The following is a 22,188-nucleotide window of genomic DNA, read 5'->3' as shown; positions in this document are numbered from 1 at the left end:
AAACACCTTGAAAGACCGGAGGGCTCGCGCCCTTCCGCTAACAAGAAGGCCCCAACGATGCGCTATCGCATCATGGTCACTGTCGCCCGCATGCGGGCGACAGTTTTTTTATTGCATCACCCCGCGACCAATTCGCCATCCTCGTCACCGGTGCGCATGCCCAACTGCTTCATCTTTCGATACAGGTTCGATCGATGGAGGTCAAGTTTCGATGCCGCCTCGGTCATGTTGCCGCCGCATTGGTCGATCGCCTGACGGATATGATCGATCTGGAACAGACGTGTCGACTCGGCCAGTGACGTCGGCAGATCGACACGATAGGTCCGTTGATTTCGGTCGTGTTCTTTCGACGTTGAGATCGGCGGCTGACGAAGTTCCAGATCGGGAGCGTGAATCATGTCTCCGGTCGAGAGATAACAGACCCGTTCGATCGTGTTGCGAAGCTCGCGTACGTTTCCGGGCCAATGGTGTGATAACAATGCCGTTTGCGCGGAATCCGACAGCGAGGGAACTTTGCGACCGATCTGGTAACAGAAATGATTCAGGAAATGGTCCGCCAGCAGCAACACGTCACGTCCACGATTTGCCAAGTCCGGCAGGGTCAAGGACACCACGTTCAATCGAAAGAACAAGTCTTCGCGGAAACGCTTTTCGGCAATCAATTGTTCCAGCGGTTGATTGGTCGCTGCGATCACACGGACGTCGACGGGAATCGGCACACTGCCCCCGACTCGGACGACTTCCCGCTGTTCCAGCACACGCAACAGCTTGGCTTGGCCTCCGGGACTCATGTCACCGACTTCGTCCAAGAACAGCGTGCCGCCGCTGGCGAGTTCGAACTTGCCGACGCGTGTTGCGTTGGCATCGGTAAACGAACCCCGCTCGTGCCCGAACAGTTCACTCTCCAACAAAGACTCGACCAGCGCCGCGCAATTGACCGCGATGAAGGGACCGTTCTTGCGCTCGCTTTCATAGTGAATGTGTCGGGCGACGACTTCTTTTCCGGTTCCGTTGCTGCCGAGGATCATGACCGTCAAATCGGTCTTGGCCACCTTGGTGCCGCTTTCGCGCACTGCGACGACGGCGGGGTGTGCGCCGACCAGCGGCGTGCTTCGAGCCGCGTCACGGACGAGACGATCGCGAGATTCGGTCAATGACTTTTGCGCCCGCTGGGCCTGGATCGCCACCGCCGCGTGGGTCGCCAAATCGGACAACAACAGCACATCGGAATTGTCGAAGTGGTTTTCCAGATGATTGATCGCTTCAAACACGCCGATCGTTTCACCGCGCGGACCGTTCAGTGGAACTGCGACCAACGACCGTGTGCGGAATTCCAGGGATCGATCGATCTCGCGGTTGACGCGCGCCTCGTCGTCGCTGCTGGCGTTCCAGATTTGAGGCGCTTTGGTCGCCAGCACCTCACCCACGATCCCGGCGTTGTCCGGTACGACCAACGGCCGGTCGTCGATTCCCAGGGCAGGTCGTCCGATCAGTTTTTTGCGACGCTTGTCCCACAAGAAAATGCTGGCTCGCTCGCAACCGATCAAGTCCGTCGCCGTGTCGGCGATCTGCCGCAGCAACGTGTTCTCGTCACTGGACTCCTGCAGCTGGGTTTGCTGCCACTGGGCGGCGGCCTCCAGCACGCTGGTTAACTGGGCGATTCGATGGCGGTGGCGTGCATCCAGCTCGGTTTGCGTGATCGCCGTGACCAGCAGCTGCGAGAGCCGGTCCACACGATCGGGGTCGATCGATTCGTTTTCCGACTCCAGGATCAGGCAGCCGACCATGGGAGAGGAAACAATGGCACCGCCGTCGTTGACATCGACCTGGCAGGGCACCGCCCACCAGCGGCCGTCGGTGCGGCCACCCCCGTGGTCGATCGCATCGCTGATCAGATCGATCGGCAGATCGGCCGGAACGGGCCGGTTCGAGCTGTCGCCGGACGAATCGACCCAGGCGCCGACGTGCCAACGGCCCTTTTGCTGGGTCACCAGACCGGCCGAATTCAGCCCCAGCAACGCGATGAATCGAGGGAAAAGCTGCCGGACCAACGCGGGACGACTGATCTGAGCACGCAAGGCACGGCCGATTTCGGTGGCAAACGTGATCTCGTCGAGGAGCTGGATCGGTTCGCGAGCACGAGTGGAAGAGGAGTGATTTGTCATAAAGTCCAGGTTTCGCCGTTGATGTTGGACGGTCGAGGGGCAGACCAGGTAGCATTTCATCGGGACAAGTGCCGCCGGACCGCCGTTGGCAAATAGACGAAGTCGCCTACTTCACGCTATCCTGTCCACCCCGCAGCAAAATGCGTGCGATGGTGACGCGTGACTTTTCCCTTTTCATTAGGAATACGAATCGAGATGCAATTTCAGGGTAAGAAGGGGCTTATTTTAGGGGTCGCCAACGAAAATTCGATTGCTTGGGCGATCGCACAAGAAATCATGAACGCCGGTGGCGTGTGCGGTTTCACACACCTGCCGGACCGCCCGGACGACGATCGTCAACGAAATCGACGACGCGTCTCCCAGTTGACCGACAAGTATGAAAACGCAGCTTTTCTACTACCCATGGATGCGCAGAAAGACGACGACATCCGCAGCGTATTCGAACAGACGACAAAAGAATTTGGGAAAATTGATTTTGTCCTCCATTCGATTGCATTTGCCGACCGCCAAGACCTCGGCCGCGACACCATCGAGACCAGCCGTGCCGGGTTTGCCCTGGCCATGGATGTCAGCGTGTACACCCTGTTGGCCTGTGCCAACGCCGCCAAGCCGATCATGAATCCGGGCGGGGCGATTGCGGCGATGACCTACTTCGGCGGCGAGAAATGCGTCCCCGGCTACAACGTGATGGGGATCTGCAAAGCCGCTCTGGAGGCGGCGGTCCGCTACGCCGCGTACGACCTCGGCCCGTCGGACATCCGTGTCAACGCACTTTCGGCCGGCCCCGTGCGGACCCTGGCCGGTCGCGCCGCCGGCGTCGAAGACATGCTCAAGCTGTACGACAAAATGGCGCCGTTGGGACGAAACATCACCCACCAGGAAGTCGGCCGCACCGGAGCGTTCCTGTTGAGCGACTTGAGCCAAGGCATCACCGGGGAAATCCTGCACGTCGACGGTGGGTACAACGCCATGGGAAGCCCCGGACGTCTGCTCGATGACCTCAAGTCCTAGTGCCTTGTTGTAGTTCTAAAGTGGGGTGAGCATCCTGCTTGCCCTCACCGCCCGCAGGGCGTTGGCAAGCGAGAGGCTTTTGCCGCGTTGGCTCTGACCTTCAAACTCCCTATCCTCTTTCCATTCGACCGCAAGAGATTCCATGGTTCGAACCGCAAGCACCATGTTGCCGCTGGGCACCCAAGCCCCCGATTTTTCGCTGCCCGAATGTGACGGCGGCACCGTCAGCCTGTCGGATTTGGCGGGCAAGAAAGCACTGTTGGTGATCTTCATGTGCAACCATTGTCCCTACGTCAAACACGTCGCCGATCAGCTGAAATCGCTCGGCGACGATTACTTGGCCAAGGACGTCGCCGTCGTCGCGATCAGCAGCAACGACGCCGACAAGTACCCGGACGACTCGCCCGAAGCGATGTCCAAAGAGAAGGCCGAACGGGGCTATGCGTTTCCGTATTTGTATGATGCCGACCAAAGCGTCGCCCAGGCATACGCCGCGGCCTGCACGCCCGATTTCTATCTGTTCGACGCCGATCAAAAACTGGTCTACCGTGGCCAGTTAGATTCTTCGCGCCCGGGCAGTGACATTCCCGTCACGGGCGAAGACCTGCGGGCGGCACTCGACGCGGTACTCGCCGGCGATGCCCCGAGCTCCCAGCAGCGTGCGTCGTTGGGTTGCAACATCAAGTGGAAGCCCGGCAACGAGCCCGACTACTTCAACGCCGCCGGTGCCAGCTGAGTGCTGTCTTACTTGCAGGACCTGACCCTTCGGTTGGCCGCCGGAGCAACGCGGTTGGATGAACCCGTCCGGCAGACGCATGCGGCTTGGTTGACCGCCCAGCAGCGCGGCGACGGCGGGTTCGCCGGACGTGAAGGCGGCAGCGATCCCTACTACACCGCGTTTGCGTTGCGCGGACTCTGGATCCTCGACGCCCTGACTCCCGAGATCGGTCACTCGGCGGCTGACTTTTTGCGCAGCCGGCTGAATCATCGTGAAAGCATCGTCGATTTGATCTCGCTGATTTTCGGCGCCGCGATCTGTGAAATGGCCGTCGGTGCGGAAGTCATCGGTGACGACGATCGCGATGGTGAACACGACGGTTGGATCGACAACGTGGCCGGACTCTTGGAATCACTCCGCACCGACGACGGAGGGTTCGCCAAGAGCCCCGAAGGTCGCGCCGGAAGCACCTACCAAACGTTTCTCTCGACGCTCTGTCTGGAGTTGATGGGACGGCGACCGCAGAACCCCGAACGTGTCCTGGACTTCTTGGATTCACAAGCTCACCCCGAGGGCGGATACTTGGAAATCCGCGCCGCCAAACGCGCCGGGGTGAACCCCACCGCCGCGGCGATCGGAACGTTGAAAACACTCGGCGCCATCGATCGCGTCGACCGTGAAACCACCCTCGACTTTCTGGGGGAGATGCAATCCGATGAAGGAGGCTTGACCGCCAACACGCGGATTCCGTTCGCCGATTTGCTCAGCAGTTGCACGGGCATGATCACCCTGGTCGATCTGGATGCCGTCGATGCGGTCGATGTCGCAGCCGTTCGACGCTACGCCGAATCGATGCAAGCCGACGGCGGAGGCTTCACCGGGTTTGCACTCGATCACATCGCCGACGTCGAGTACACGTTCTACGGCCTGGCAACCTTGGCGCTGACGGTTTGATCGTCACCGGTTTGGAGACCAGCAGTAGCAGTTGCTAGACTACCCGCCGATCGCCCCCGATACAGCCCTCCGGTTTCCAGACACATGACGATCCTTACTGTCGAAAACGTATCCAAGTCGTTCCCCACAGCCGGTGAGCCCCTCGAAGTCCTTCGTGACGTTTCGATGGAACTGGCCGGCGGTCAATCGATGGCGATCGTCGGCCCCAGCGGTAGCGGCAAGAGCACGCTGTTGCAGATTCTCGGAACGCTCGATCGCCCCGATGACGGCTCGGTGAAACTGGACGGCGAAGACCCCTTCGTGCTCGACGACACGCAACTGGCGCGCTGGCGAAACCAACGCGTCGGTTTCATCTTTCAAGACCACCATCTGCTGCCACAACTGTCGGTGATCGAAAACGTCTTGGTGCCTTCGCTCGCCGTCGGCCGAGCCTCGGCCGATCACATCGCGCGGGCGACCGAGCTGCTCGAAGCGGTGGGACTGATTCAACGCACCAGCCATCTGCCGAGTGAATTGTCCGGTGGCGAACGGGAACGTGTTGCCATCGCGCGGGCTTTGTTGATGCGCCCCGCACTGGTGCTGGCCGATGAACCGACCGGAAACCTGGATCGGCGCACCGCCGAGTCGGTCACCGCAGTCCTGCAAACGCTGCAAAAAGAAAACGACGCGATCCTGATCTGCGTCACCCACAGCGACGCGTTAGCCGCGGCAATGGACCAGCGTCAAGAGTTACTCGACGGCCGCCTGGTCGCAAGCTAAACCCCACTACGCCCGCTCAAATCACCCATTCCACCAAAAGAGGTGACCGACACCTTTTTCATCACTCTTCCCAATCCTCTTCGTCCTCTTCTTCATACTCCTCGTATTCCTCGTCGTCTTCTTCCTCGTCGTCGTCTTCGGCGGCGATCGCGGAAGCTGGCCGCGGTTCCTCTGACTCGTCGTCGGGTTCCGGTGGATCCAACCCCTGCATCTCGTGCCACTGTTCCAACGTCAGCAACACGTCGCGGGCTTTGCTGCCGTTGTACTGTCCGACGATGCCGTCTTCGGCCATGAAATCGATCAGCTTGGCGGCGCGGCCGTAGCCGATTCCCAGGTGGCGTTGCAACAGCGAACACGACCCGCGGCCTTCGCGAATGATCACCTCCACCGCGCTGTCGTAGATGTCCGGTCGGTCTTCATTGAGCGACGGCCCGTCGGAATCATCCTCGCTGGCGACCTTCAAATTCATCAGTTCGCCGACAAAGTTCTGCTCGCCCATGCTGCAATGGGCGCAGATCATGTCGATCTCTTCATCGCTCAAGTACGTCCCTTGGCCACGGATCAGCGTGCTCGTCCCCGGCCACAAGAACAGCATGTCGCCGTTGCCGAGCAACTTGTCGGCTCCGTTTTCGTCCAGTACAACCCGGCTGTCGGTTTTGCTGGCGACTTGAAAGCTCAAGCGGGCCGGCAAGTTACTTTTGATCAGACCCGTGATCACGTCGACGGTCGGTTTTTGCGTGGCCAGGATCAGGTGGATTCCGACGGCGCGACTTTTTTGCGCCAGCCGAATGATGTGCTGCTCCACATCCTTGCCCGCGGTCATCATCAAATCAGCCATTTCGTCGGCGATGATCACGATGAACGGCAGCTTGTCCGGCACGCTGCCGTTGTCGTCTTCGGGATCGATCTCCAAGCGACGCAGCACTTCGTCACGTCCCAAGTCGTTGAAGCTGTTGATGTGTCGGACCCCGGCGTTGGCCAACAACGAGTAACGTTCTTCCATCTTTTCGACCGCCCAAGCCAAAATCGCTTCGGCCTTGCGCATGTCGGTGATCACCGGGTGCATCAAGTGTGGCAGCTTTCCATAACCGCTCAGCTCGACCATCTTGGGGTCGATCATCAGCATCCGCACTTCGTCCGGTCGACACGTCATCAGGATCGACGTGATGATCGCGTTGAGACAAACGCTTTTACCGGTACCGGTACGTCCGGCGATCAACAAGTGAGGCATCTTGGCCAAATCGACGACCATCGGATTGCCCGAAACGTCTTTGCCCAAGAAGACCGGGATGTTCATCTTCAAGGAACGCATGTCCGACTCTTCCATCACGTCACGCAACCGAACGGCTTGACGTTTTTCGTTCGGCACCTCGATCCCCACGGTGTTCTTGCCGGGAATCGGTGCGACGATGCGGACACTGGGCACGCGCAATCCGATCGCCAGGTCTTCGGCCAAGCTGGTGATCTTGCTCAATCGCAATCCGGCTTCCAACTCGATTTCGTATTGCGCGATGACGGGGCCGGTTTCGATTTCGACGACCCGGATGTTGAAGCCGAAATCGGCAAACGTCGCTTCCAGGATCTTGGCCTTGCGGCGGACTTCGCTCAGCTGTTCGTCGTAGTCGATGTCGTCGCTGGCTTCCAGCAAATCGACTCGGGGCAAGTGGTAATCTTCGCTTCCCGCCGGAGCGTCTTCGACCATGTCCTCGTAAAGCTGGTCCAATTCATCTTCGGTTTTGCTTTTCTTGGGCAATCGAATCTTGGGTCCCGGGACATCGTGCGGCTGGTCGCCTCGTAGCGAGACGGTTTCGTCGTCGATCTCGATTTCACGGATCGCGGGATCATCTTGGTCAACCTCGTCGTAGCCGGAATCATCCTCCTCATACTCTTCGTAGGCTTCGTCTTCATCGATCGCGTCTGGTGGTGGCGAAACGGCGACGGCGGAGTCCGCTTCGGCGGCGTCGCCCTCGGCAGCCCCCTTGCGACGCTTGCCCGCGCGGAGCTTGATCCGTGGCTCCGAACGAGGCGTTTCGGATTGGCCGTCGGCGTCTTCTTGCGACTCGGTTTCTGCCGACGCCACGTTCTGCGTGGCCTCCACAGTCGCATCCGCCTGCTCCGCATCGGGTGTTGCGGCGAAGGGGGCCGGAGTTTCTTGGAACGGTTTACGGCGCGGGCGTAGCGCCGGCGGGATCGCTTGCGCCGCTCGCTTCACGCCGCGGCGCGAGACCTGGGCGCCGCCGGCAACGATGCGTCGGCTGGCGTACAAGATCGCATAGTCGGTCGTCAAAAGCGTCCCGATCACCAGCAGCGTTAACGTCAAAATCCACGCACCGCTGGCGTTGAAATGTTCCAACAACCACGTCGACGACATCGCCCCCAACACTCCGCCGGCACCAAAAATGGTGATGCCTTCGTTCTCGATCGGCAGCATCGCCGCAGCCGTGGCCGTTCCGAGCAAAATGATCGTGCCGCCCAATGAACGCAGCACCGGGGCGTTGAGCCGGCCGCGGCGCAACAACGCAATCGCCGTCCCGCCAATCGCCGCCACCACGATCCCCGACGCCAATCCCATCGACGTCATCATCGCCGACGCGATCAACGCGCCCCAATAGCCGCACGCATTGGTGATCTGCTCGGCCGGCGGATAAACCAAGACATCGGGCAGGTGCAGAGAACTGATCGGCCAAAATGGTTCCTCCAGCGGATCGGCCGGGTTGCGCGTCACCAATGAAATCGTCAGCAGGATCGTCAGCGCAATCAGCATGATTGCACCGACATCGCGAGCGAAGTCCGGCGTTGCAGGAGTATCGTTGATCAGGTCGGCCGACATGCAGTGTCCGAAAGGTGGGCCAGTTTCAGTTTCCCAACAAGGCTTGTCGGCTAAAATCGTCCGTCAAACTCAACCGACGTGAATACCGCTGCTGGAACTGCAAAGACCCGATCGAGCGAAAAAGCTTGCCCGCGCCGCAAGGTTTGCCAAGGCGGTCAAGGTTCGGCAATCGTCAAGGTTTTGCTAGCTGCTATTGGAGCGACATGATCGTCCGCATTGCCGCCAACTCGAGACGAATTTTGCTGACACACCGCCACCAGAGGCAACAATGGTACAGTGACCGGACATGACGGCCGGGATGCTCAACGGGCAACAACAAACGGAACCGTTGCGAATGCCGGAAACGGCGAATCAGAATCAGCCAGGGAGCGGTGGCAGGCCAACCAGGTAGCGCTAAATCTACACGAGAACGTCAAGTGTCCATCGAACTGCTTCACACCTCCTTCGGAATCCTCTTTACCTTCGTCTGGCTGTTTGTCGGCCAAATCTTGGTCGCCAGCCGGTAGGGAATGAAAGCATGAAACCTTGTTGGCTGGCACTGCTGTTCGCTGTTTCTTTCTGCGTCTGCCCCGTTGCCTCGGCCAACGAACGCCAACGAGCCGACGAACGCCCGAACATCGTGGTGATCGTCGCCGACGACTTGGGTTATGGCGAAACCGGGATGATGGGCAACCGGCAAATCCCGACTCCCCACATCGACACCCTGGCTGATGCCGGCGTCCGTTGCACCGCCGGATACGTCACGTCGTCCTACTGCAGCCCCTCTCGGGCCGGCATTCTGACCGGACGGTATCAGTCCCGATTCGGATACGACATCAATCCGACCGGAAAACGAAATCTGCTTCCCGACGCCGGGCTACCGACCTCCGAAACCACCTTCGTGAAAAAACTCAACGAAGCGGGCTACCGGACCGGACTGGTCGGCAAATGGCATTTGGGAGCGACCCCGCCGCGGCATCCGATGCAGCGAGGGTTCGATTCGTTTTATGGATTCCTGCACGAAGGGCACTTCTATGTCCCGGGATCACACGCCGACGGTGTTCCCTACCAGAACGTGTTGACCATGATCCGCGACAGCAGTCTGGAAGTCGGTCAACGGATCCGCACCGACAACTTGATTCGCGGCAATTATGCCCGGATGAGTGAACCGTCTTATGACCAAGACAACCCGATGATGCGCGGCACGGAAATCATCGAAGAGTCGCGTTATCTCACCGAAGCGATCACCGAGGAAGCGGTTTCGTTCATCGACCGACATCACGATGATCCGTTTTGTTTGATGGTCTGCTACAACGCCGTCCACAGCCCGATGCAGGCCAAGCTCGACGATTGCCAGGCCTTGCGACGAATCACCGACATCCAACGCCGAATCTTTGCCGGCATGTTGATTTCGCTCGATCGTGGCGTCGGTGCGATCACCTCAGCGATCGACCAGCACCGATTGCGCCGCAACACGCTCGTCGTCTTTCTTAGCGACAACGGCGGCCCGACCGCCGAGCTGACCAGCAGCAACGCCCCGCTGCGAGGCGGAAAAGGATCCTTGTACGAGGGCGGCATCCGAATCCCGATGGTCTGGAGTTTCCCAGGCCGGTTGCCCGAAGGCGTCTCCGAACCGCGACCGGTGATCAGTCTAGACATCGCGGCAACGGCACTGGATTTGGCCGGGCTGCCGGCCGACGCCCAGGCCGATGGCGTCAGTCTGTTTCAATGGATCGACAACCCGATCGCAACCGGTCGTCAACATCTTTATTGGCGAATGCCCGGCGGCAAACAGGCGTTGCGCAGCGGCGACTGGAAAATTGTGCGTCCCAAACGAGGCCAACCGATCGAGTTGTACCATCTGAAAATCGATCCCTCCGAAGAGCATGACTTGGCCGGGATGCAGCGTGATAAGTTGAGAGAGCTGATCAATCGCTGGCAGGCCTTCGACGCGCAGATGGCCCCCTTGGCCCCCTGATTTGCAGGTCGAGCGGGTTGTTCGCGGCACGCCGCGAGGCCCAATACCTTGTCGTTTGTTAGCGGTCGGGCGCGAGCCCTCCGGTCTGTCTTGTCATTTGTTAGCGGTAGGGCGCGAGCCCTCCGGTCTGTCAACGCATCTTCGATGCTGCTACCGGACGGCTCGCGCCGTTCCGCTAACACCGCCGTTGCCAAGGGCGCCGCTCGCGCTGCGCGAACCGGCTGATGTCAATTGATGATCAGCCGGTTGGCGCCCGCCCCCTGGGCTTCCGAACAGCCACTCTCAATCGCTCTTGCACCGCGATTGCGAATCTGCGAGTTTCACGGCCCACCTTCAACTCGAGTCAGTGTAAGGAGACCGGAACCGTGGACCGTTATTGCCTCGCCATCGCATTCACCCTCGCCACCTTGGGGTCGATCGGTTTTGCCGCCGACGATGAATCGACCAAATACTTGCTGCGTTATTCGTTGGCCGGCGGGCAAAAACTCAGCTACGAAGTCACGCATGTGGCAAAGACCAAGACCCGGCTGAAAGGCGACGAGGAAATCTCACAGGTCCACACCGTCAGCCAGCGGCATTGGGCCGTCACGCACGTCGACGGCGACGAGATGACGTTCGATCACGTCGTCGATTCTGTCGAAATGACCCAACAACAAGGCGACAAAGAAGAGATCCGGTGGTCCAGCCAATCCGGCGAAGAACCGCCCCGAGTGTTCTCCAAAGTGGCCGAGCAGATCGGCAAAACACTGGCTACTGTGACGATCAACCCCCGCGGCCAAGAAACCGACCGCCAAGACAACGGCGGCAGTAAAGCGTCACTGGGAATGGGCTCGCTGTCCCTGGCCTTGCCCGATGAACCGATCGCGATCGGCGACTCCTGGGCAATCCCCCGAGAAATCAAGACGCGGACCGAAGACGGATTGGTCAAACCGATCAAGATCCGTGAACTCTACACGCTGGAAAAAGTGAAATCCGGCGTCGCCACGCTGTCGGTCCGCAGTGAACCGCTGACGCCGATCGAAGAACAATCCGTGCGGGCCCAAGTCGTCCAACAACTCAGTAACGGCACGATCAAGTTCGACCTGGACGCCGGTCACATGATCAGCAAAGAACTCAATTGGGACGAGACCGTGGTCGGGTTCCAAGGTCCCAACAGCATGATGGAATACCGCGCCCGGATGACCGAGCAATTGATCGACAGTGTCGTTCGAACCGCCCGTCGGCCGTAGCAGTTAGCAGTTAGCAGTTAGCTGATAGCTGATAGCTTCTCGGGACAACTGCGTCGGGCGTGCTGAGCATGCCAAAGAGCCGTCACGCTCTGTCATTTTTTGACCAACCCATTTTTTGACCAACCTGTTCTTGCCTTCAGCCGTGTTGCCTTCGCCAGCGCGGCGGGACGAGCACCAGTGTGGCGACGACCAACGCACCGAACAGCGTGTAACCGACCGTGAAGGCCCACGGTTGCAGGTCAAAGAACATCGCGTCGTGCAGGCAATTGGCGATGAAGTCGCCTTGGTACGTCTGCCCTCCCGCGGCCGCTCGGAAGTCCTTTTCTAGCGTCGTCAGCGGACACGTCACGCCCGCCCAGGCTTCCAAGACGACGACCAAAATCATCGTCAAATGAATGCCGCGAAACCAGCGGTTCCGCACCCAACCCCAACCCCTCCATGCGCCGAGGATCGTGAGCGGAACCCCCAAGACGACGAACGCCACGTAGCCGAAGTGAACCGCGACGGTCAGGTCGGCTAATAGCTTGTAATACATCTTTCATCTCTCCGTTTCGAAGCCACCTGTGCAAAAGTCAGACGACACCGCCACGCAGACGGATTGCAAAATCCCGGATTTTTCGCCCAAGTGATTGATCCCTCACTCGGGGCCCCCCATCATTCTGCCTCCACTGTCCCCACCTCTGTCTCCCGCAACCCCTCCAGCTCCACGCCACAAACGACAAACGAGTCACCGGGCCCAAATCTACCGGATTGACGAAGCTCCACACGACGCTGATTGATCTGCCGCATCCGCTCGATCGCCTGTTGTTTGGTGAGCACCGATTGCCCGTACAGCACTTGCACGGACCGCCAAGCCAGTGCCTCGTCATGACGCCGCAGTTGCTCAAGAATCTGCACGAGCTCGTCGATCTGAGCCAGTCGCTGGTTGGCCGATGGCTTCAACGCGGCGGCGATGACCTGGGTCCGCGCGATCAGCTCGGCGCACTCGGCCGCAGCGTTCGAAGATTCTTCCTGTCCCAATTCGGACAGCGATCGACTCAATAATTCATACGCCTGACCATCCGTCGGATCTCGCAGCACGACTTCGCAAAAACAACGCGTCGCGGATGCGTGGTCGTCCGACCAGGCATGCCGTGCCCCCATGGCGAACCAGGTCTGGCGATCGCGGCGGTCCAGGTTGTTGTTCGGGTTCCATTCTTCAAGTCCTTCGGTGTCATGTAGAAGCACCAAGACTCGTCCGAGCAGTGCGTTGTGATCGGCGTCGTGACGCGAGGATTCAAGCAACACGCGACGTGCCTCTTGCAGTTGGTTCGCGGCGATCAAGTCGAGCGCTTCGGCCAACTCATTGAGGGGGTCGATCACGCGTGTTCCCACGATCGGGGTCGAGACCTGCAACAGGGAAAGCAACTCCGATTCCTGGATGTCCCCCTGGCGACAAAGCGTCCGAAGGTGATCGGCCGCTTCGAGACGTCTTCCCAAACCGAGCAGCAAGTTTGCCAGCGCGCGATGGGCCATCGCGGCATGGGGCACCTCATCCAAGAGACTTCGCAAGCGTGATTCGGCGCCCGCGTAGTCGCCGTGCAGAACAAGCCACTCGGACGTCTGTCCCAAGGCGGGCAAGCGGGTTTCCGGATGCGAGACCACCAGCCGATCGAGCATCCGGACCGCTTCGGGAAATCGGTGGCGCAATCCCAGCACACGAGCCATCAAGAAGATCACTTGCGGATCCTCGGGCGTCTGGGACATCGCGGTCCTGGCGTGTTGGTAGGCCGCGTCGATGTCACCGGTGCGCAAGGCTTCGGCAGCAAGCTTGCCCGCTTCGGCCGCCGTCAGCGAATCCGTCAGCGAATCCGTCAGCGAATCCGTCGGCGAATCTGTCGGCGAATCTGTCCGCGAATCTGTCCGCGAATCTGTTCGCGAATCTGTCCGCGAATCTGTCCGCGAATCTGTCCGCGTGTCCGTCGGAGGGGCAGTCGCCGGAGCGGGCATCGGTTCTTCCTCCGTGGAGGCGTCATCAAGGATCGGACGAGCGTAGGGCTTCGGTTCAGGACTCCGTCGTTCGTGGACCTGGATTTCAGCCGCGACGGTCGAAGCGTTCGAATTCGAAGCAGCGGAGTGAAACACGCCGCCGTTCGTTTCTCGACTTTCGTGACCACAACCACCAAGGCAAATCAGCAGACCGAAACAAGTCGCGACAAACAAAGCGTCTCGTCGAAGCGATTTCGGCCAACTCCATGGGCAGCATGCTTGAGACAGACCGCCTCCAGACAGCGTTTTCATGGTTCCTTCCGAATGCGAATCCAATGATCGTGAAAGACCATCCCCTGCTCGAACGTTTTCGCCGGCATGTGACATTCGATACAACCGTCCGTCGGAGACACACTGCACGCGACATGGTCGTCGGAATTCGGTTGATGGCAATTCCGGCAATCCTGTTCGTAGTCAGCCGTTGACTTGGTCTTTGAATCTTGATGCGGGTTATGGCACGTCGAACACATGAAATTGCCTTCGGATTCCAAGTAGCATTCGCTCCTCAGCAGCCCGACAGGTTGAAAGCGAAGCAATTCGCTGGTGTATTCCCGGAGCGCGAGCGGATCGATGTGGCGCGGCAACCGATGACAGTCGCCACACAATTGCAACTCCGACTCCAAATCCCATTGTTCGCGGCCCACTGAATACGGCGGCGGTGACGACGATGCTCTTGCTTGGCGAACATGCCCACTGCCCGGGCCATGACATTTTTCGCAGTTCACGTCGGCAACCAGATTGACGATCTCCGTACCGACAACGGTGCCCGTGGTCGTGTGGCAATAGACGCATTGCTGGACGCTCTTTCCACGGACGACGTTGCCCCAAACTTCGGTTGTGTTTCCCGGGACCATGCCAGCGTGTCCCGGTGTCAAACCGAAATCACCATGAGACCCGAACCAAGAGATCCGGTGTTCGACCCCGGCGACATCTGCCCCTTTGTCGTCGATCAGCGTCAGCAGTGTAACCGCATTGCGTCCAGACCCGAGAACGTATTGAAGCGGGAACGCACCTTGATTTGAATCGGCCATCCGCCGAGTCTGTAGCCCGTCTTGTCCGAACCGATACTGGAACACGCCATAAGGCTCTCCGGCATCCAACGCTTTCTCGGCATACTTCTTCGCGATCTCCGATTCGAGCGTTGTCGCAAACGTATCGGCGTGGCCGGAGTGGCGATGCAGTTCAAAATTCTCTGGGTGGCATTCGCGGCAAACCTGTTTGCCGACATAGGTCGGCTCAGTCGCTCCAACAGCATCTTGAGCCATCGCACGATCGCTAGCCCGATCGAACGTCTCGAACGGGCACAACATCATCAACATGCACAGGCCCGCGACGACTCCAGGAACCGCAACGCGGGCGTGATTGGCAAATCGATTCATTGGCAACGAAAACGAGACGGGCGGTCCAATGACAACCCCGTTGCCCGGATTGCCCGGGCCGTTTGACCAAGGCAATCCGGCAACGATAGCGGGTAGGGGTGATGCGAGACAATCAGTGGCAGCGATTAACTCGCCGACTGTTGCATCGCTTTGGCGTACTCTTCCTCGCTCATGCCTTCAACCGGAACATCGCTGGTCGCTTCTGTCTCGGGCGGTCCGACAATCGCCGTGTCTCCGGAGCCTCCGCAGCCGACAGCGGGAATCAAGCAGGAGATGCAAATCAATGTAAAGAAATACTTTCTCATCAAAGAACCTTTATAGACTGCACTTTAGGCGAAAAGTTATCGCAGACCGATTGATATTGCCACGAAAAAGGCCCTCAGAGAAAATGGAGGTTACCACACCAATCCACATCTCAAAGGGCCAAGGATGGCTAAGCGTAAACGCTCCGGCAGACCACCGCAAGCTCAACATTCTCGCAAATCCACGCCTTCCCAGCACGACAAGCGGCGAAGGCTTGACACACCGAATCCGAGTCGCAGACGAACCAAAACGGCAAGCATTCCGCTCAGCGGGACGATCGCAACTTTGGTCGCTTCGATGAGTGACTTGCTTGACAAACGAATCGGCTTTCGGTTGCCGATCGTTATCGCCGGGGCGATGCTCGCCGGTGGTCGCCGCACTGCCGCCAGTTGGTTTCGCTGCGGCGGCGTTAACGATGATTGGGACCGGTTCTACGAGATGCTTCAATCGATCGGGAGAAACACTGTCTCGTTGATGCTGCCGTTGGTTATGTTCATCTTCAAGAAGTTCGATCCCGGCGAGAACGGTCACTGGACGTTTGCCATCGATGATTCGCCCACCAAGCGATTTGGGCCGTACGTTGAAGCGGCTAACATTCACCACAATCCGACACCCGGCCCTGGCGACGGAGATTGGCTTTATGGTCATAACTGGGTTTGCTTGGCAATGGTCCTGAGCCATCCGCTGTTCGGAGTCATGGCGTTGCCGTTGCTCTCGCGACTGTACGTTCGGCAGGTTGACATCAACAAGCTGAAACAACGATATGACTGGGACTTTCGTACCAAACACCAACTCGCCATGGAGTTGCTTCGGCAAGTCTTTGGCACGCTTCGTGCGCTCGGCAGCAAAGCGAGATTCATTGTTGTGTTCGATGGCGCGTATGCGGCCAGGGACCTTGTGCGCCCGTTGATCGCTGAAGGTGCCACAGTAGTCACACGGCTTCGTCGCGATGCGAAGCTGTTCGATCTGCCGGCGAACAAACCGGGGCAGCGCGGTAGGCCTCGCAAGTATGGCAAGAATCGAATCAGCTTGGCCAAGCGAGCTGGACGCCGAGATGGCTGGAAAGCGATTACCTACTGTTGTCGAGGCGTACAGACGGAGGGACGTTACAAAACGTTCGTCGCGACCAGCAAGGTCGTGGGCGGTCAGGTTCGAGTCGTTTTGTTGGAGCATGCCAGTGGGAATTGGGCAGCGTACATCAGCACCGATCCGACGATGAGCGTGGAGGCAATCTTGCAAACGGTCTCTGACCGTTGGTCGATCGAAGAGCACTTTCACGACGTGAAGGAGATTTGGGGTGCCGGCGAGCAGCAGGTCCGAAACGTTTGGTCTAGCATTGCCTGCTGGAACTTGTGCGGGTGGATGTACAGCCTGGTTGAATTGGAGTGTTGGGACCTGTCGGCCGAACAGCTGGTTGATCGCAGTGACCGACCGTGGGACAATCCATCGCGTCGTCCCTCACACACAGATCGCCGTCGCCGAATCACCCGTGAAATGCTGCGTTCTGAATTTTTGAACGATCTGCATCTGGCTCCTGACGAAACAAAAATTCGCGACCGATTCGAACGCTTGCTCGCGTTTGCGGCGTGACGATCGACGACGCTACAGTCAATCACCTAAAGTGCAGTTTATAGAACAAAGGAGATAAAACAATAAACAATTGATATTCGAGAAAACCGCGGATTGCTAATGATCAGCGGTGGCAGAAGCGGGATAGGATTCCAGCCTGTCGATGCAACGACAGACCGGAAGCCCACATCACTGTCACGCGAGGACGTTGTCGGCCTCGTCCCCTATTCAAGAGGACGAGACGCGATGTTCACAATCAGACGTTGCAATAAAGCGTACTGATTCAGGATTTACTGGTTCAGTTGCTCGTCGATCACTTCACTGGCAGCCTTGGTGCCGAGCGCGCCCCACAGGCCGTAGGGGCTTTCCGCTCCGGGGCGGGACTGGTTCTGGTCGTACCAGATTCCCGATGCCCGTTGATCACCGGCTTCGATCGAATCGCTGATGAACGTGACCGCACCATCGCCCATCAACACGTGGCAACCACCTTGGTGAAAACTGCTGGGTGAAAAGTTGCCCAGGTTGTCGGCCCACTGTCCGATGCAGAGTTCACTGTTGGGCGGACGCACGGTAAAGACGGCTTGAATCGAAGTCCGAAACGCCGAGGCCCAACTCATCCCACGACCATTGGTTTCATTGACCACAACGCTGACCGGCGGAGTGCAGTTACCCGTGCTTTGGCTGTCACACCAGAATCGAGGCCGATCCGGATCGATCTCGTTGGAATCGACACAGTGCATCGGATTGAAGAAGTGATGGTCGCCATTGCCACCCGCATCCCACGAAATGGATCCTTTGACCGCCTTGTCGCCTTGGTCGGTAACAATTTCTCCACACGCAATTGTGTTGGACAGTCCGTCTTTTACATCACGAAACGCGAACTTTGAGTACGGGGCAAACATGCCGCGGTGCAGTGTTTTGGCGTTCCTCGCATTGCCGGCATTGGTCGTGGGCACCATCTGAGCGGTGTCAAAGTGGGACATGATCTGGTTCTTCGGTGCCTCGCCCAAGCAGGCACCGTAATTCACGCGGCCACGTCCCGGCAGGCCCGTTCCTCCGTCGCTCGGACAACGCAACGTCGGGATCTCCGACTGCCAGGGGATGTATCCCGGATTCGTCGAATAAGACTTGGGGCTCGGCCCCATCTCCGGCCAGAAGTTAAGAGGGCCGGGAGGCGTGGCGCCGGTCACCGTCTGGATGCTTCGGTTGGAGATGTGATCCCACAGGCCTTGCTGCTCAAAATAAGGCGTCAACGGGACCCAGATGCTGAGGCTTTTGCGATTGGCCGTGTTGCTCGCACGCCACCATGCCGGCGGCGTCTCATGGCCTTTGCCCGTGCCTCCACCATACGGAGGCAGTTGTTTGAATGCCGAATGGTAATTGTGAATTGCCAAACCGAGTTGCTTAAAATTGTTGCTGCAACTCATTCGTCGTGCGGCCTCTCGTGCAGCCTGGACCGCGGGCAAGAGAAGCCCCACCAAGATCCCAATGATGGCGATGACCACCAATAACTCAACGAGTGTAAAACCAGCAGGGCGACCTGCTGTGCGAGTTCGGACCATTTCGTGCTCCAATGAAACAAAGAAGGAAGTGATAACGCCGACGAATAGCCTCACGCTCAATGTGGTCCGTTCTAGATCCAATCGCATTCAACGAATTGAATACCAATCAATGAACGTAGATAAATTCCGAACCACTTCCCTAAAGCAGGGAAAGTTTCAATGCCTGTTGGGTGGGCGAACGCATTGCTTCTAGGCGGGCAACTGATTCGCTGGCCCATCGATGGGTTTGCTATCAGTCATGTAGAGCAATGAACCGCGTCAGCGACCGAAATGTTCCGCATAAAATGCCGCTTTTGTTATTTCATGAACCCAAACGATACATTGCACACACTCTGGGTCTGTAGTGTTCTCCATAAGTGGCGGTGTTTGTGTTCACTCATCACGAGTGGGCAGATCATTGTTCTGTCCTCTATCATTCTGCGACTTTAAATCATTCTGCCGTTCCCCATTTCGATGCGATTGGAGCTAGACTGAACGTCCCGCCGATTCATCTCTCCACTTGCCGCGTTGGGCATGACGCTTCCTACAGCTCCCTTCCATTCTGGCCACCGAGTCATTGCGAAGTTGGCCCGCAAACTTGGGTCCAACACGTTGCCGCCCGACCGTTCAACGTATCTCGCGCCGATGCAACGTTGGTGTCTGCTCGTCGCATTGAGTTGGGTCTCGGGGTGTGGCGCCGATCTAAATCAGCCGGTTCAACACGAGGTCGGCAACAATCAGGAACAGTTGTCCGATCCGATCGAGATGATGCGGCGCGCGGTTTCAGACCGCAACTGGGACGTTGCTTGGGAACAGGCCCCGCAAGCATTGCTTTTGGCCCCGGACGATCCAGCGATGATCACGGAAGTCGCAGTGATCGCGGCAAGGACGGGGCGCACGTCGCAAGCGGCTGATCTGATGGTCCAGGCCGCTCGGCACAGCGACTTCGATCCGCAGCGGGTTGAGCACGCGATCCAAGCCTTGATCGACGTGGGGCGTCTCTACGACGTGATCAACTTGCTGCAAGATGCGGTCCAAGCCAATCCATCCGATCATCCTCTACGCGTCAAATTGGTCGGCTTCTTGAAAGAAGCCCAACGCAATGTGTTGATCGAGCCACACTACCAAACGCTGATCCGCAACCGCAACTTTGACCTGCAATTATTGGTCGCGTTGACCGATGCCGAGAGCCGCACGTTTTCAACTCAAACGGTGCAATGGATGATCGAGCGAAATCCCAACGACAGGCGAGTTCGGTTGGGAGAAGCGATCGATCTGAAGGACAATCGAAAGTTTGAAGCGTCACGGGGCGTCTGTCGCGAGATCCTTGACCGACATCCTGGATTTGCGCCGGCCCAAGCGCTACTTGGGTTTGTCCTTGCGGCCCAACAGCTTGATTCGGAATTGGTGGCCTGGATCGCCCGCACGTCGAAGGATTGTAAGGACCAGGTGGACTACTGGCTCGCCCTGGGCACGTGGTGGGCATTCAAAGACGAACACGCCCACGCGGCGCGGGCGTTTCACGAAGCGACACGGCGCGATCCCAATAGCAGCGTTGCGTGGACTCAATTGGCGACATCGATGCGAATGCTTCAAAATTCGGCCGACGAGTTTTCTGATTCGGTTTCGCACGCCCAACTAAATCAGATCGACCAGCGTGTGCAGAACCTGTTGTTGATGCACAAACATCTCAATGCATTCACTTGGAGCGAACACAAGAGTCAACGGATTGCCGTCGAGATCGCCAAATCGCTATCCCGCCTTGGCAGAAATTGGGAAGCAGAAGCCTGGGCGGCGGTCGCCATGACGCTTGCCGACGACACGGTTGCAGATCTGGCCGGTACCCGAACACAGATCATTGATCGACTGAAGCAGGATCAACGCTGGCAGTCCACGACCTGGAACCCTGAGTTCGACATCGACCTGTCACATCTGCCGATGCCAGCGACAACGCCAATGACACCCGCGCCGGACGACATCGACGTGGATCCTCAACTCGCGCGCGTCCCCTCGGCTTCACCGCCTGTTTCTATTCGTCTGGGTGATGAAAGCGATCGCTGGGGCCTGACCGGCATGGGTGCCGGCAGTGATCCAGACGACGGTCGGCGCGGCGCTCTGACGCGGTCGACGGGCGTCGGCGGCGGCGCGATCGACTACGATCTTGACGGCTGGTCGGATGTCGTGGTGATGGGGGCCGGTGGAGAGATGTTGCAATCCGACTCGCACCCGAACCAACTGCTCAGGAACAACGGTGACTGCCTGCTGCCGGTCTCAATACCGGCCGGGGTCGCCTACACCGACTTCGGTCAGGGGTGTTGCGTCGGCGATTTCAACGAAGACGGATTTCCCGATTTGTTCTTCGCCAACCTCGGTGCCAATCGACTGCTGCGAAACAACGGCGACGGATCGTTCAGCAATTGTGATGATCTTTTCGACGATGAAACGACGGCCGAGTGGACGACCTGTGCCGCGTTCGTGGACATCAACCGCGATGGCATCTCTGACTTGGTGACCGGCAATTATTGCTCGACCGCGGGTGCCCCCGATCGACCCTGCCCGAACGAATCCGGCGCACTGGGGACCTGTCATCCGCTGCGATTTCGTGCCCAAGCAAACCAAGTCTACTTGGCCGATGCTTACGGCCGTTTTTCCGAAGCAACCGATCGGCTGTCCGATCCCATCTCGCCCGGCCGAACGATGGGGGTGCTAGCGGGCATGCTGCTGCCGGACAAGCTGGGGATTCTTTTTGCCAATGACATGTCGCCCAATGAATTGTTGACGCAAGCCGCAACGCAAACCGACGCGACGCAATCCGATGGATCGCCCGTGCGATTGGACCAAACCGCAGTCGCCCGTGGCGTTGCCGTCGACGCCGCCTCCCGGCCCCAAGCTTCCATGGGAATTGCGGCCAGTGACTTTGACGGCGATGGCGATCTGGACCTGTACGTGACCGGTTTTGCCAATGAGTACAACATTTACTACGAACAAGTCGCACCGGGGTTTTGGAGCGACCGGACCGGAGTGGTCGGCTTGCTGCAACCGACCTTGGCGACGGTCGGCTTTGGAACCGAAGCGATCGACCTGGATGATGACGGGAGCGACGAAATCGTGGTCACGAACGGTCATATTGGTGAGTTTGATGATGGTGAATATGCCTACGAGCAGCCGTTCCAGGTATTTCATCGTCACACCGACGGCACGTTTGCGTTGCTCGACGACGATGATTGGGGAGACTATTTTTCACGCCCCCACGTCGGCCGCGCGCTCTGGACCGTTGACATCAATGGCGACCACCGCAACGACGTGATGATCACCCACACACGCGAACAGGCTCGGCTGTTGATCAACCAAACGCCCACCACCAACCGTCACCTCTCCATTCGATTGGTCGGTCGGGATTGCACGCGAGATGCGACCGGTGCGATCGTTCGTTTCTCTCATGACGGTCAAGACCGATCGTTGTGGTGCCTGTCCGGCAATGGCTACATGTGTAGCAACGAACGCATCTTGCGAGCCGGCGTCGGAACGTCCGGTGAAGTCACCAACGTTCACGTCGTCTGGGCCGATGCCTCGGTCGATCAGATCGGCACCCTGGCAACCAACGCCCACTATTTGATCGTCCAAGGCGACGGCACAGCAACGAAACTCTTTCGCGGACAGAAGTGAACGCAATGCAAAACGCGGAACAGACGATGCGCCGGACGACCACACCGCTCCGCACCAATTCTCGCGTGGGCCGATCTCC

General features: G+C 58.6%; 15 protein-coding genes. 8 read left to right on the top strand and 7 right to left on the bottom strand.

Translation table 11 applies throughout. From position 1 onward, the window contains the following. Positions 1-116: 116 nt before the first annotated feature. A complete protein-coding gene (locus TBK1r_RS17445) occupies positions 117-2,165 on the bottom strand; it encodes a sigma-54-dependent Fis family transcriptional regulator (protein ID WP_145213215.1) in 2,049 nt (682 codons plus the stop codon). Between the two features lie 195 nt (positions 2,166-2,360). Here TBK1r_RS17445 and TBK1r_RS17440 point away from each other — a divergent pair, with 195 nt between their 5' ends. The 4 genes from TBK1r_RS17440 (at position 2,361) to TBK1r_RS17425 (ending at position 5,607) form a co-directional block, all read left to right on the top strand. Beyond that, on the top strand, positions 2,361-3,176 hold the full coding sequence (locus TBK1r_RS17440) for an enoyl-ACP reductase FabI (protein WP_145213212.1): 816 nt from the start codon (positions 2,361-2,363) through the stop codon (positions 3,174-3,176). 142 nt (positions 3,177-3,318) lie between these two features. Next, positions 3,319-3,912, top strand: coding sequence for a thioredoxin family protein (locus TBK1r_RS17435; RefSeq protein WP_145213209.1), 594 nt, complete (start codon positions 3,319-3,321; stop codon positions 3,910-3,912). Further along, positions 3,913-4,848 (top strand): prenyltransferase/squalene oxidase repeat-containing protein, encoded by a 936-nt coding sequence (locus TBK1r_RS17430; RefSeq protein WP_145213206.1) that lies wholly within the window; start codon positions 3,913-3,915, stop codon positions 4,846-4,848. It abuts the gene before it with no gap. Between the two features lie 90 nt (positions 4,849-4,938). Beyond that, positions 4,939-5,607: an ABC transporter ATP-binding protein gene (locus TBK1r_RS17425; RefSeq protein WP_145222760.1), complete on the top strand. Its 669-nt coding sequence runs from the start codon at positions 4,939-4,941 to the stop codon at positions 5,605-5,607. Between the two features lie 61 nt (positions 5,608-5,668). On the opposite strand, the gene TBK1r_RS17420 is transcribed toward TBK1r_RS17425, so the two are convergent. Beyond that, on the bottom strand, positions 5,669-8,437 hold the full coding sequence (locus tag TBK1r_RS17420) for a DNA translocase FtsK (RefSeq protein WP_145213203.1): 2,769 nt from the start codon (positions 8,435-8,437) through the stop codon (positions 5,669-5,671). Positions 8,438-8,954: 517 nt separating this feature from the next. On the opposite strand from TBK1r_RS17420, the gene TBK1r_RS17415 reads away from it, so the two are divergent. Both TBK1r_RS17415 and TBK1r_RS17410 read left to right on the top strand, forming a co-directional pair. After that, the gene (locus tag TBK1r_RS17415) at positions 8,955-10,394 is read left to right on the top strand and encodes a sulfatase-like hydrolase/transferase (protein WP_145213200.1); all 1,440 of its coding nucleotides are present in this window, start codon (positions 8,955-8,957) and stop codon (positions 10,392-10,394) included. Between the two features lie 407 nt (positions 10,395-10,801). Beyond that, positions 10,802-11,623 (top strand): hypothetical protein, encoded by an 822-nt coding sequence (locus tag TBK1r_RS17410; RefSeq protein ID WP_372894536.1) that lies wholly within the window; start codon positions 10,802-10,804, stop codon positions 11,621-11,623. A 136-nt stretch (positions 11,624-11,759) separates the two neighbouring features. Here the strand turns inward: TBK1r_RS17410 and TBK1r_RS17405 are convergent, their stop codons facing one another. From TBK1r_RS17405 to TBK1r_RS17390, 4 genes are all read right to left on the bottom strand, one after another. Continuing rightward, on the bottom strand, positions 11,760-12,158 hold the full coding sequence (locus tag TBK1r_RS17405; protein WP_145213194.1) for a DUF2784 domain-containing protein: 399 nt from the start codon (positions 12,156-12,158) through the stop codon (positions 11,760-11,762). A gap of 119 nt (positions 12,159-12,277) precedes the next feature. Beyond that, positions 12,278-13,612, bottom strand: coding sequence for a tetratricopeptide repeat protein (locus TBK1r_RS17400; RefSeq protein WP_145213190.1), 1,335 nt, complete (start codon positions 13,610-13,612; stop codon positions 12,278-12,280). A 287-nt stretch (positions 13,613-13,899) separates the two neighbouring features. After that, complete coding sequence (locus tag TBK1r_RS17395; protein WP_145213187.1) at positions 13,900-15,030, bottom strand: multiheme c-type cytochrome; 1,131 nt, start codon at positions 15,028-15,030, stop codon at positions 13,900-13,902. 125 nt (positions 15,031-15,155) lie between these two features. Continuing rightward, entirely contained in the window at positions 15,156-15,335 is a 180-nt protein-coding gene (locus TBK1r_RS17390) for a hypothetical protein (RefSeq protein ID WP_145213184.1), read from the bottom strand. A gap of 124 nt (positions 15,336-15,459) precedes the next feature. Here TBK1r_RS17390 and TBK1r_RS17385 point away from each other — a divergent pair, with 124 nt between their 5' ends. Further along, positions 15,460-16,923, top strand: coding sequence for an IS701 family transposase (locus tag TBK1r_RS17385; RefSeq protein ID WP_145213181.1), 1,464 nt, complete (start codon positions 15,460-15,462; stop codon positions 16,921-16,923). 269 nt (positions 16,924-17,192) lie between these two features. On the opposite strand, the gene TBK1r_RS17380 is transcribed toward TBK1r_RS17385, so the two are convergent. Further along, complete coding sequence (locus TBK1r_RS17380) at positions 17,193-18,464, bottom strand: DUF1559 domain-containing protein (RefSeq protein ID WP_145213178.1); 1,272 nt, start codon at positions 18,462-18,464, stop codon at positions 17,193-17,195. 624 nt (positions 18,465-19,088) lie between these two features. On the opposite strand from TBK1r_RS17380, the gene TBK1r_RS17375 reads away from it, so the two are divergent. Beyond that, positions 19,089-22,109 (top strand): CRTAC1 family protein, encoded by a 3,021-nt coding sequence (locus tag TBK1r_RS17375; protein WP_419581461.1) that lies wholly within the window; start codon positions 19,089-19,091, stop codon positions 22,107-22,109. Positions 22,110-22,188: the final 79 nt, after the last annotated feature.

Origin of the sequence: Stieleria magnilauensis, from assembly GCA_007753675.1 — a bacterium.
GTDB classification, from domain to species: domain Bacteria; phylum Planctomycetota; class Planctomycetia; order Pirellulales; family Pirellulaceae; genus Stieleria; species Stieleria magnilauensis.
This window is presented reverse-complemented; position numbering and strand designations above follow the sequence as displayed.